This is a genomic window from Arcobacter vandammei (assembly GCF_016106035.1).
Lineage (GTDB): Bacteria > Campylobacterota > Campylobacteria > Campylobacterales > Arcobacteraceae > Aliarcobacter > Aliarcobacter vandammei.
In genome coordinates this window covers 87,704-99,582 of the sequence record NZ_JADKPZ010000004.1, presented here as the reverse complement: position 1 = coordinate 99,582, position 11,879 = coordinate 87,704, and the positions used below count along the sequence as shown (strand labels likewise).

At 29.2% G+C, this 11,879-nt stretch carries 9 protein-coding genes; 4 read left to right on the top strand and 5 right to left on the bottom strand.

Annotation, left to right across the window (positions count from 1 at the left end; translation table 11 throughout):
* Positions 1 to 4: 4 nt before the first annotated feature.
* Entirely contained in the window at positions 5 to 301 is a 297-nt protein-coding gene (locus tag IQC44_RS03370; protein WP_198304800.1) for a c-type cytochrome, read from the bottom strand.
* A 307-nt stretch (positions 302 to 608) separates the two neighbouring features.
* On the opposite strand from IQC44_RS03370, the gene IQC44_RS03365 reads away from it, so the two are divergent.
* Complete coding sequence (locus IQC44_RS03365) at positions 609 to 1,274, top strand: DUF4198 domain-containing protein (RefSeq protein ID WP_198304799.1); 666 nt, start codon at positions 609 to 611, stop codon at positions 1,272 to 1,274.
* 9 nt (positions 1,275 to 1,283) lie between these two features.
* Positions 1,284 to 2,522, top strand: coding sequence for a PepSY-associated TM helix domain-containing protein (locus tag IQC44_RS03360; protein WP_198304798.1), 1,239 nt, complete (start codon positions 1,284 to 1,286; stop codon positions 2,520 to 2,522).
* 21 nt (positions 2,523 to 2,543) lie between these two features.
* Here IQC44_RS03360 and IQC44_RS03355 read toward each other — a convergent pair whose 3' ends face one another.
* Genes IQC44_RS03355 through IQC44_RS03340 form a run of 4 tightly spaced genes read right to left on the bottom strand, consistent with a single transcriptional unit; the run spans position 2,544 to position 9,238 of the window.
* A complete protein-coding gene (locus tag IQC44_RS03355) occupies positions 2,544 to 3,134 on the bottom strand; it encodes a helix-turn-helix transcriptional regulator (protein ID WP_198304797.1) in 591 nt (196 codons plus the stop codon).
* On the bottom strand, positions 3,134 to 4,507 hold the full coding sequence (locus IQC44_RS03350; protein WP_198304796.1) for an HlyD family type I secretion periplasmic adaptor subunit: 1,374 nt from the start codon (positions 4,505 to 4,507) through the stop codon (positions 3,134 to 3,136). Before IQC44_RS03350 ends, IQC44_RS03355 begins: the two co-directional genes overlap by 1 nt.
* Positions 4,500 to 6,653, bottom strand: a complete 2,154-nt coding sequence (locus IQC44_RS03345; protein ID WP_198304795.1) for a type I secretion system permease/ATPase — start codon at positions 6,651 to 6,653, stop codon at positions 4,500 to 4,502. The genes IQC44_RS03350 and IQC44_RS03345 overlap by 8 nt, the downstream gene beginning before the upstream one ends.
* 20 nt (positions 6,654 to 6,673) lie before the next feature.
* A complete protein-coding gene (locus IQC44_RS03340) occupies positions 6,674 to 9,238 on the bottom strand; it encodes a TolC family outer membrane protein (RefSeq protein ID WP_198304794.1) in 2,565 nt (854 codons plus the stop codon).
* Between the two features lie 222 nt (positions 9,239 to 9,460).
* Between IQC44_RS03340 and IQC44_RS03335 the strand changes: the two genes are divergently transcribed.
* Together IQC44_RS03335 and kcuS are read left to right on the top strand one after the other, a co-directional pair.
* Positions 9,461 to 11,560, top strand: a complete 2,100-nt coding sequence (locus tag IQC44_RS03335; protein WP_198304793.1) for a carbon starvation CstA family protein — start codon at positions 9,461 to 9,463, stop codon at positions 11,558 to 11,560.
* Between the two features lies 1 nt (position 11,561).
* Entirely contained in the window at positions 11,562 to 11,759 is a 198-nt protein-coding gene (kcuS, locus tag IQC44_RS03330) for a KCU-star family selenoprotein (RefSeq protein ID WP_198304792.1), read from the top strand.
* Positions 11,760 to 11,879 lie beyond the last annotated feature (120 nt).

The window sequence follows — 11,879 nt, the reverse complement described above, 5'->3', positions numbered from 1 at the left end:
TTGCTTATTTAACTTTTGAAAAGTAGTAAGATAGTTGCTCAAGCTCTTCATCAGTAAAACCTTTTGTGTGCTTTTGCATCATATATGTATCAACTCTTTTTCCTGCTTTATAATCAAGCAGTGTTTGGTACATATAATTTTTATCAAGACCTGCAATAGTTGGAATTGCAGCATCTGATTTTCCATCTGTTCCATGGCAATTTGCACATGAAAGTGAAAGCATTTCACCTCTTACGGCATCATATTCAACAGCATAAGATAAACTTGCAAGAGTTACAAGTAAAAAAGCTAGTTTTTTCATCAAATCTCTCCTTATTATTAATTCATTAAAGATATTAAAGATAATAAACTTAATAGCAATTTAATAAAATAAGTAAAAAATAATAATAAATACTAAAGATAAATTTTGTAACATTTTTACACATTATTATATTTGTACTTTAAAAAAATAATTTTATTTTAGAGTTTAATTTGAAGAATTAATTGCAAGTAGCTTATCAAGATAAAGCCTAAAAAGTCCAATTGTGATAATAATTATTAATTTGTTAATATAGCATTAAGATAGGTCTTGTAGAATTCAAAGTTTAATTATAAATATAGGAGCAAATATGAAAAAATTCGTTTATAGTATGATGTTATCATCAGCTATTATTGTAGGTGCAAATGCACACGAAATTTGGTTAGAGCAAGATAGTAATAAAACTACTGCACAGCTATTTTTTGGACACTTTGAAATAAAAGAGAAAGAAAGCGGTGAAAAATTTGCAAACATTAAAGAGGGTGTTGCTTATCCAAAAGATTTAGTAAAAGATGTAAAAAGAAATGATAATAATATTACATATACTTTTTCAAAAGCTACTGATGCAGTTGTTGTAAGAGAAGATGCACCAAGAAAAAATAAAACAGATGGAACTAGTACAAAAAGAATTTCTTACTCAAAAGTTGGTATTACAAATAAAGATGCTATTACAAAATTTGACATTGTTCCTGTTGATGCAAGTAAAAATATGTTTAAAGTTGTTTTTTATAATAAACCTTTAGAAAAAGCAAAAATAACAGCTATATCACCTACTGGTTGGACAAAAAGTTTTATGGCAAATGAAAAAGGTGAGTTTGCTATTGAAACTCCATGGAAAGGTGCTTACCTTTTACAAGCAACTTTTGAAGACTTAACAAAAGGTGAAGAAAATGGTGTAGCTTTTGATAAAACTGTTCATAATTTATCTTTAAATATCACAAATGAGCAAGGTTTACCTTGGGAAGTAAAGAAGTAAGGTTAGTTTATGCATAAATCAGTTTGGTTTCAAATACATTGGTTTTTTGGGTTCGTTTTTGGAATTCTTCTTCTACTAGTAGGTGTTAGTGGAGCGGTTTTATCTTATGAGAAAGAGATTTTAAGAGCTATAAATAAAGATACATATTTTGTACAAGTTCCACAAAATCAAGAAAGATTAAGTGAAGCAGAGATTTTAAAAATTTATGTTGAAAAAAATCCAAGTGAAAAGATAAATAGTATAGGTTTTTCTACTCAAAAAGATACTTCTGTAACATTAAATATAGCAAAAGAGGGTGAGAGAAAAGGTCTTACTATATATTTAAACCCTTATACAGCTGAAGTTTTACCTGATGTTGTAGGTAAAGATTTTTTTATGTTTTTCTTCTCTTTACACAGATGGTTGGCTATGGATGGAGATTTTAGAAGTATAGGAAAAAATGCAGTTGCATTGGCTACTATTGCTGCAATAATTCTTACTATTGGTGGAGTTATTGTCTATTGGGGAAGAATAAAAAATAACTTTTTCAAAAGTTTTACTTTTAGTTTTAAACATAAAAATAGAGCATTTTTATCAACTATGCATAGTGCTTTAGGTATGTGGGTTGTACCATTTTTCTTATTAATGTGTCTTACTGGTCTTTATTGGTCTTATGATTGGTATAGAGGTGCTATGTATAGTGTATTTGGTGTAGAACAACCAAAAAGAGAAGCTCCAGCTCAACAACCAGCACAACAAAATCAGCAAAAACAAGCTCAAGGAGAAAGACCTCAGGCTGGACAAGGACAACAAAGAGCTGAAAGACCTCAAGGTGAAAATAGACAAAATACTCCACAAGTTATAGTTTATGAAGATATTAAACAAACAGTTGAGATTTTTAATAAAAATGTTGCTAGAGATTATAAAAATGCTAGTCTTAGATTAACTCCAAGCAAAGAAGGAACATATACAATATCTTATTTATATGCAGATGCAACACACTTTAGAGAGTCAAACTCTATGGAAATTGATTTTAAAAATCAAAAAGTTACAAAAGAGGCAAAGTTTGAAGATAAGAAATTAAATGAACAGATAATGAGTAGTATTTTACCGCTTCATAGTGGAGAATATTTTGGTTGGTTTGGACAACTTGCATATTTTATCTCTTCAGCTTTAATGGCACTTTTTGTAATTACTGGATATATGTTATATTATGATAGATGGAAGAAAAAAAGAGCAAAAGCTCAAAGAGAGAAAGCTATAAGCTAAGGTTTTAAACCTTAGCTTTTTTTATAAGAATAGCTTCATAAAAGCTGCTCTATCTTGTATATTTAACTTATCGTAGATATTTTTTATATGTTTTTTTACAGTATTGATTGTGATATTTAACTCTTCACAAATCTCTTGATTTTTGTAACCATCTTTTAGTAAATATGCTACTCTTTTTTCACTATTTGTAAGATTTTCCAAAATACTATTTTTGCTATCATCAATTTTATAATCAGAAATATCTCTAAAAAGCTCAGTTGCAATTTTTGGTAAAAGCCAAATATGATTAGTTTTTATACTCTCTATACTTGATTTAAAAAATACTAAATTCATCAAAGAGTTTCCATATCCATCTACTTTTTGAGCTAACCAAAGTTTTGCATTTTGTAGAGTTGGAACTCTCTCTAAAACTAAAATTTTATTATTTTTTGATTTTAGCTCTTTAATTGTAGAAAATTTTATAGAGCTACAAGAACTAAAAATAAAAATAGAGTTTTCAAGATTTAAAATATCTTTTTCATCTTCTAAAACTACAATTTCATAACTGTTTTTTAAAATATTTCCCCATCTTGTAAGCAGATTTATATCCCTAGAAAAGCAAAAAATCTTCATCATCTCTCCGTAAAAGTGTATGTTTTTGTTTTTAATATTGGTTTTAATATATAATCTAAGATAGTCTTTTTCCCTGTAATAATATCTACATCAGCTATCATTCCTGGAATTATATGTTTTTCAACTCCATCTTTTTCAATATAATTTTTTTCTGTTTCAACTCTTACAATATAAAAAGTTTTTTCATCTTTTTCTGTAATAGTATCAGGGCTTATTCCTACAACTTTTCCATCAAGTCCACCAAATATAGAGAAATCAAAAGCTGAAAATTTAACTATAGCTTTTTGGTCAAGATAGATAAATGCTATATCTTTTGGTAAAACTTTTACTTCAACAATCAGCTTATTGTCAGTTGGAACAATCTCTAATAAATCTTGAGCAGGTTTTATACTTCTACCAATTGTATTTATATGTAGTTTTTGAACAAGACCATTTACAGGTGCTTTAACAATAGTTCTATCAACTTGGTCACTAGCAGCAACTTTAGAAGCTTGTGCATCTTTTAGTTGAGTTGTAACTTCATTTAGTTTTTCTCTTATTTGGCTATCATTTACCTCATAAGTTTCATTTATTTTTTTATTTAACTCTTCTATTTCAAAACTTGCTTTATTTGCAGCTAAAGAAGCACTAGAAAGTCTTTGTCTTGCATCACTTTGTTCTCTTTGAAGTTTAAGAAAATCAACTTGAGACCTAATTCCTCTTTCTACCATAGGTCTTGTCATCTCTACTTCTTTGCTTACAGCATCGAGTGAGAATTTTGCATGAGTTGATGTTTGTCTTGCATCTTGTAAGTCGCTTTGTTTCTGTTTTATTTGCTCTTTTAAAATAGCTATTTTTGACTCTAGTTGTTTTTTATTTGTTAAAAAAAGCTCTTTTTCATTTTGTAAAAATTCATTTAATTTTTCATCTTCACTTTTTTCAAAAATAAAATCTTCTCTTTTTAATTCAGCTTCAAATCTTTTTATTTGTGCTTGAAAATATAGAGCTTTTAGCTCACTTGACATTGCACTTGAAACACCTTTTTCATTTGAGATTTTGAGTAAAATTTGGTCTTTTACAACACTATCTCCCTCTTTTATCAAAATCTCTGAAACAATTCCACCTTCAAGATTTTGTATAATTTGGTTTTGTCCTGTTGGAACAACTTTTCCATTTCCTCTTGCAATCTCATCAATAGAGGCAAAATATGCCCAAATAATAAATGCAAAAATTGTAATAGAAAAAGAGACTAATACCCAGTGCATTCTTTTTGAATTTGTCTCTAAAACAGCAGCACTAAGGCTATTTATGTACTCTATATCTTTTTTTGATAAATTCTTATTTGATACTTTTGGAGCTTTTTGGAAAAAAGCATTTAAAATCTCTTTAGCCATTTTGACCTCCAAGAGCTTTTATAACTTCCTCTTTTGTTCCATCTAAAACTTTTTGTGCATTATTCATAACAATTACTCTATCAACAAGTGCTAAAAGGCTCATTTTTTGAGTAACCAAAAGTAGAGTTTTATCATCTTCATTCTCTTTTAAATTTTTTAATACAATATTTTCGCTTGTTTGGTCCATAGCATTTGTAGGTTCATCAAAAAGCCAAGTTTTTGAGTTGTTTATCAAGGCTCTAGCAATTCCTACACTTTGTCTTTGTCCTCCACTTAAGCCCAAACCTCTTTCACCTATTGGCATATCATAACCAGCTGGATGAAGTTTTACAAATTCATCTGTTCCAGAAGTTTTTGCACACTTAAGCATCCATTCATCATTTACAAATCTATGAGAACCTAAAATATTTTGTTTCATTGAACCTCTAAATAGATGAATATCTTGCGGAACATAAGATATATTTTCTCTAATATCATTTGGGTCTAGTTGATTTATATCTATTCCATCTATTAAAATAGAACCACTTTCAGGCTCATAAAGTTTTAAAATAAGTTTGGCAATAGTTGATTTTCCACTCCCAATTCTTCCAATAAAAGCAACTTTTTCACCCTCATTTATTTTAAAACTTACATTTTTTAAAGCATAAGCTTCACTATTTGGATATTTAAAACTTACATCAATAAACTCAATATTTCCTTTTAAATTCTCTCTTTTTACAAACTCTTTTGCAAGTGGTCTCTCAAGTGGTTTATTTACAATATCATCAAGCATTTTAAATGATGTTTTTGTATCTTCAAAGTTTGTTATAAGACCTACTAGTTGTCCCATTGGTGCAATTGCGCGACCTGAAAGAATCATAGTTGCAATTAATCCTCCCATTGTAAGTTTGAAATCTTGAATTAAAAAAACTCCAACACAAACAACTAAAACAGTATTAAATCCAACCATAAGACCTGTAACTGTAGGAATTGAAGCTCCTATTAGTTTTGATTTTAGACTTTTATTTGCTATTTCTCCTGTTGATTCTTCCCAGTCATATTGAATTTTCCCACTCATTCCATGAGTTTTTACAGTCTCAATATTTTGTAAAGCTTCAATTAAAATTCCATTTTTCTTTGCACTTGCTTCATAAGTACTTTCTATACTTTTTTGAAGAGGTTTTTTTATTAAAAAGGCATAAATTATAATAATCAAAACAGTAATAATAGGTACAATTACTAAAATTCCACCTAAATAAAATATAACAATAAAAAATAAAATAGCAAAAGGAAAATCTATTAAAACACTCATTGTTGCATTTGTTAGAAATCCTCTTACACTATCAAAGCTTTTTATATTGTTTGCAAAAGAGCCAACAGAAGCAGGATGAGAAGATAATTTTAAATCCAAAACTCTTTCAAAAATAATAGATGACATAATAATATCACTCTTTTTTGCTGCCATTTCAAGAAAATAAGAACGAATAAATTTTAAACTTGCATCAAGTAAAAATACCACAACAATACCTATTGTAAAAACTAAAAGTGTCTCTTGGGCATTGTTTGGAATAACTCTATCATATACATTCATAGTAAAAAGTGGAGTTGCCAAAACGAATAGATTTATCAAAATAGATGCCAAAATTACATCTTGATATATCTTTTTTGAAAAACCTAAAGTACTCCAAAACCAATGTTTTTGAGCTGAAAAATCTAATCTTTTTTTACCTTTTTCATCTTCATACTCATAGATTTTTTTTAGCATAAAAGCATAGCCTAAATATTCATCTTCTAGCTTTTCAATATCTATCCACTCTTCAAGAGCTTCACCATTTTCACTAAAAACTATTTTTGCTTTTGTTTTATCGCTACTTAAACTATCTAAAATACAAGCTTGATTGTTTGATAAAAGTAAGATACAAGGAAGTTGTAGATTTAAAAAATCTTTAATATCTTTTTCTACAAGTGTAGATTTTAAACCAGCTCTTAGAGCAACTCTTGAAAACATTGACTTTTTTTTATCTTTTGAAAAAAGTAAATTTTCACTTAAATTTGTCTCAAGTGGCAAACCAGCCACTAAAGACTCTGCTGAGTAAGGTTTGTGAAATAGTTTTGTAAATAAAACCAAACTCTTTAAAAGACTATCATCTAAAAAACTTTTTTGCAAACCAAACCCCTTTTATAGCACTATTTTTTTATTAATACTGCTTCAATTCTTCTATTTTTTGCTTGACCTTCAGCTGTATCATTATCTGCTATTGGTTCACTATAACCTTTTCCTTCAGTTTGTATTCTTGAAGCTTCAACTCCATTTTTAATTAAAAGTTCTTTAATAGCATCTGCTCTTTTTTGAGATAGATTTACATTATAAGCTGCACTTGTTCTTTTATCTTGACTTGCATGTCCACTAATAACTGTATCAAACTCTTTGTTATCATTTAAATATTTAGCAAATGCAACAACTTTTTCACTTGAAGCACCAAGAACTTTATCTGAAGCATTTTCAAATAAAACTTCTAAGTTTATAGTATTTGGGCAACCATTTTCATCAACACTGTAACCTTTTGGTGTATTTGGACATTTGTCTAATTCATTTATAACACCATCACCATCATCATCTTTAATATCAGTTTTCTTTGCAATTTCAGAGCTTTTTTGAACATATAATGCAACTGCTGTTACATCATTTAAATCTTTATCACTTCTATTTGTTTCTAAGAAATATCTATCATAATCTACTCTTGATTGAGCAACTAGCATTTTCTCATCAACACCTTTGTTTACTAACTCTTTTTTAATTGTTTGTGCATACTCAAGACCTTTATTAAAGCTCTCATCTTTATCTTTTGCACTTTGTGTGTTTCCAATTAGAGTTACAATTGCATTTGTTCCATTATATTTTTTAAGTTCATTTGCAATAGTGTCAAGATGTCTTTCACTTTTATTCATATTGATAAAAGGGAATCTTTTAATCATAGCAAAATCACCATACATTAACTTATTATCAAGTTCAGTAGATTTTACATTTTTATTTGCAGCAGTGTTAAATTCATAATCATATAAACCTAATTTTGCATCTTTTTTAGGGCTAGATTCTGTATATTGTAGAGCTGATTCGATATAATCTCTATCTTTTGCTACAAATTTATTTTTTGAATCTTTAATTTCACAACCATTTATATCTACAATAGCACCAAATACTGTATCTGGACATCTATCTTTACTATCTGGAATTCCGTCAAAATCGCTATCTTTTTGGTTTTTTACACAACCATAAGGAGTGATATTATCACCTTTTGTTGAATTATCGCAAAGGTCTAAACTATCAACAATTCCATCATTATCAACATCATATTTTACAGGTAATTCATCTTTTACAACATCAAGAGGGTTTATTGTAGGGTTGATTAATTTATTATAATCTTTATCTTCAACAATAGAGCTAACCATCATACCCATAGCATCTAAAATTCTATATTGAGCATATAATTTGTCCATTTGAGCATTTACAATTTGGCTTTTTGAACTTACTAAATCATTTTGAGCTGAAAGTAAATCAAGAAGTGTTCTTCTTCCCATTTCATACTCACTTTGGTAGCTTTCTAAAGTCTCTTGTGAATTTTCATAATATGTATGTAAATCTTTTAATTGTTTTCCAATCATCTCATAAGCATTCCAAGAAAGCTCTAAACCTTCAATAGTTTGTCTTTTTAAATCTCTTAAAAGTTCCACTTCTTTATTGATTGTACTTTTGCTTTTTTGAATATCAGCTATATGAGCTCCACCTTTAAATAAGTTCCAGTTCATTACAACATAAGCTCTTTGTCTATCATCAGCACTTCCATCAAAAGAGTTATCTTTGTTGAAGTCGTTATAAACTTGTTCAAACTCTAAATCAATTACTGGATAAAACTTACTTTTTTTCTCTTTATATAGTTCTTGAGCACCTTTTATATTAAAGCTACTTACTATTAAAGAAGGATTATTTGTAATTGCAATTTGAGCCGCTCTTTCAATACTTTCAGGCATAGCTAAATCCATTTTTGGTAACTCTAAAGTAGAAACATCAATATTTCTTCCAAAAAGTCTTTTAAATCTAGCTTCTTTGTCCATTGAGTTATTTTGTTGAACTGTTAAGTTTGAGTTTGCTAGTGATAATGAAGCATTTATTTTTGTCATCTCAGATTTTGTAGTTAAACCTTGATTATAAAGTGCTTGTACATCTTCATATATTTTTTTGTTTATTGCAACATTCTCTTTTGCAATTTGCAGAAGTTTATAACTTTTAATTACATCAATATATGATCCAACCATTTGAAATGCAATATCATTTGCATTTTCTACATAGTGATGAGCAGCAGCCATAATTCTAGCTTCTTGATAGTTCATTTTATGAGTTGTACTAAATCCATTAAAAATATTTTGAGTTAATTTTAATGAGTTTGTATAGTTAGCATAGTTTCCACTTTGAGTAACACTATGATCCCATCTACTATTTCCACTGTCTTTAAAATGACCTGCATTAGAAATACCAAAAGTTCCTCTATAATCTAAACTTGGTAACCACTCTGATTTAGCTATCTCTAAATCTTGTTGTGTTTCGTGAAAGTTTTTAAGTCTCTCTTGAACAACTGGATTTGTATCCATAGCTTCTAAAATACTCTCTTGTAATGTTAAAGCATTTAAGCTACTAACTCCTCCAAACATACAAGCAACACTAGCTGCTAAACTTAAAAATCTATTTTTTGCCAAAATTTTTCTCCTTGTTAAACTAAAAAATAATTGTAACCACATTTTAATATGAAATAGTATCGATTTGGTATCAAAAAGTTATTATAATCAAAATAATTTAAAATTCCTTGTAACAAAGCCAATAAAAATAAAAAATAAAATTATTTTATTTAAACTTATTATTTTTATATATTTTTGTTATACTTATTTCGAAATTTTATATTTTTTTGAAAGGATTTTACTATGAACAAACTAATGTGGATTGTAATAGCAATAATTGGGGCTTTATGCTTTGGTTACTTAGCATTACAACAAGGTGAAACAGTTTCTGCTATGTATTTAGTTGTAGCTGCTGTTTGTATCTATATGATTGCATATAGATTTTATGGAAGATTTATTGCCTATAAAGTTTTAGAACTTGATAAAAATAGAGCAACTCCAGCTATGGTTCACGATGATGGAAGGGATTTTGTTCCTACAAATAGGTCTGTATTATTTGGACACCACTTTGCAGCAATTGCAGGAGCAGGTCCTTTAGTTGGCCCAATCCTAGCAGCTCAAATGGGTTATTTACCTTCTATGCTATGGATTTTGGTTGGTGGAGTTTTTGCTGGTGCTGTTCACGATTTCGTGGTTTTATTTATCTCTTCAAGAAGAGATGGTAAATCTTTGGGAGAGATTGTAAAAGAGGAACTAGGAACTTTTGTAGGAAGTATTACTATGATTGCTATATTTGGGATTATGTTAATCATCATAGCAATTTTAGCAATGGTTGTTGTAAAAGCACTTGCTGTTTCTCCTTGGGGACTATTTACTATTGCTATGACTATTCCAATAGCTATTTTTATGGGAATATATATGAGATTTATAAGACCAGGTAAAGTAGGAGAAGCTTCAGTTATAGGATTTATTCTTCTGATTTTTGCTATTCACTATGGAAGTGTGATAGCTGCTGATCCTGTTTGGGCTGCTAGATTTACTTTTGATGCTCCAACACTATCTATTATTATGATGGCATATGGGTTTATAGCTGCAATTTTACCTGTTTGGTTCTTACTAGCTCCAAGAGATTATTTATCAACATTCCTAAAAATTGGGGTAATTGCTCTTATGGCAGTTGCAATTGTTATTGTTGCACCTGATATTCAAATGCCAAAAACAAACCCACAATATTTTGATGGAAGTGGACCTGTATTTGCTGGAGCTATCTTCCCATTTTTATTTATTACTATTGCTTGTGGTGCGATTTCTGGTTTCCATGCATTAATCTCAAGTGGAACAACTCCAAAAATGCTTGAAAATGAAACTCATGCACTTCCTGTTGGATATGGTTCTATGTTAATGGAGAGTGCTGTTGCTATTATGGCTTTAATATGTGCTACTATTTTACACCCTGGATTATATTTTGCTATAAATTCACCAGCTGCATTTATTGGAACTGATATAGTTCAAGTTGCTAGTACAATTTCTAGTTGGGGATTTACTATAAGTCCTGATGAAATTATTGGATTAACAAAAAATATTGGTGAAGAGACTCTTTTATCAAGAACAGGAGGAGCTCCTACTTTTGCTATTGGGGTTGCACTTGTACTTCACGAATTATTTGGTGGAATTGATATGATGGGATTCTGGTATCACTTTGCTATTTTATTTGAAGCACTATTTATTTTAACTGCTGTTGATGCAGGAACTAGAGCTTGTAGATTTATGGTTCAAGATATTTTAGGAAATGTTTATAAACCTTTAGGAAATACAAACAACTATTTAGCTGGACTTATTGCTACTTTTTTAAGTGTTGCTGGATGGGGATATTTTCTTTATCAAGGAGCTATTGATCCAAAAGGTGGAATCTATTCACTTTGGCCACTATTTGGAGTAAGTAACCAAATGTTAGCTGGTATGGCTCTTTTACTTGCAACTGCTATTTTATTTAAAATGGGTAAAGCAAAATATGCTTGGGTTACAGTATTACCTGCTATTTTTGTTTTAACTGCAACACTTTATGGTGGAATTCAAAAAATCTTACCATTTAAAGAGGGAGATAGAGTTCATAATGCTGTAAGTCATGTTGCTATTGCTCAAATTCAGATTAAAAAAATAGCTGATTTAGAGGCAAAATTACCAACTCTTACTGATGAAGTAGAAATTGCAAAAGTAAATAAAGATATTTCAGCAGCTTCTCATATTAAGTTCTCAAATATCTTAAATGCTATTTTGGCAACTTTCTTTATGATTACTACACTTTTAGTAATCATTTCAACAATTTTGGTTTGCTTAGGAAAACTAAGAATTCCTCTAAAAGAGTCGCCTTATGTTAGTTTGGAAAGCTTGAAAAAGGCTTGATATGATTAAAAAAATCAAAGCTTTATATGAAAAATCTGAAAAGTTTTTTCATCCCCTTGTGGGGCTTTCTAGCTATGAAAAATATCTTGAGCATATGAAAAGAACTCACCCAAATAAAGAAGTTTTAAGTAGAGGTGAGTTTTTTAAAGAGGCTATTGATAGGAAATATAACTCTGGCGGTTTTAAAAAGTGTTGTTAAACACTATAAGAGTAGAGTTTCTACTAAACACAAAATTTTAGATTAAACCTAAAATCTCAAAAATAGTACCTTTTTTGGTACTATATAAAATAAAAAAATCTACTAATATCTTTCTTTAAT

Excerpts from the sequence above, each read along its gene's own strand:
- IQC44_RS03370 (WP_198304800.1), bottom strand. The coding sequence starts at position 301 with ATGAAAAAACTAGCTTTTTTACTTGTAACTCTTGCAAGTTTATCTTAT.
- IQC44_RS03365 (WP_198304799.1), top strand. The coding sequence starts at position 609 with ATGAAAAAATTCGTTTATAGTATGATGTTATCATCAGCTATTATTGTA.
- IQC44_RS03360 (WP_198304798.1), top strand. The coding sequence starts at position 1,284 with ATGCATAAATCAGTTTGGTTTCAAATACATTGGTTTTTTGGGTTCGTT.
- IQC44_RS03355 (WP_198304797.1), bottom strand. The coding sequence starts at position 3,134 with ATGAAGATTTTTTGCTTTTCTAGGGATATAAATCTGCTTACAAGATGG.
- IQC44_RS03350 (WP_198304796.1), bottom strand. The coding sequence starts at position 4,507 with ATGGCTAAAGAGATTTTAAATGCTTTTTTCCAAAAAGCTCCAAAAGTA.
- IQC44_RS03335 (WP_198304793.1), top strand. The coding sequence starts at position 9,461 with ATGAACAAACTAATGTGGATTGTAATAGCAATAATTGGGGCTTTATGC.
- kcuS (WP_198304792.1), top strand. The coding sequence starts at position 11,562 with ATGATTAAAAAAATCAAAGCTTTATATGAAAAATCTGAAAAGTTTTTT.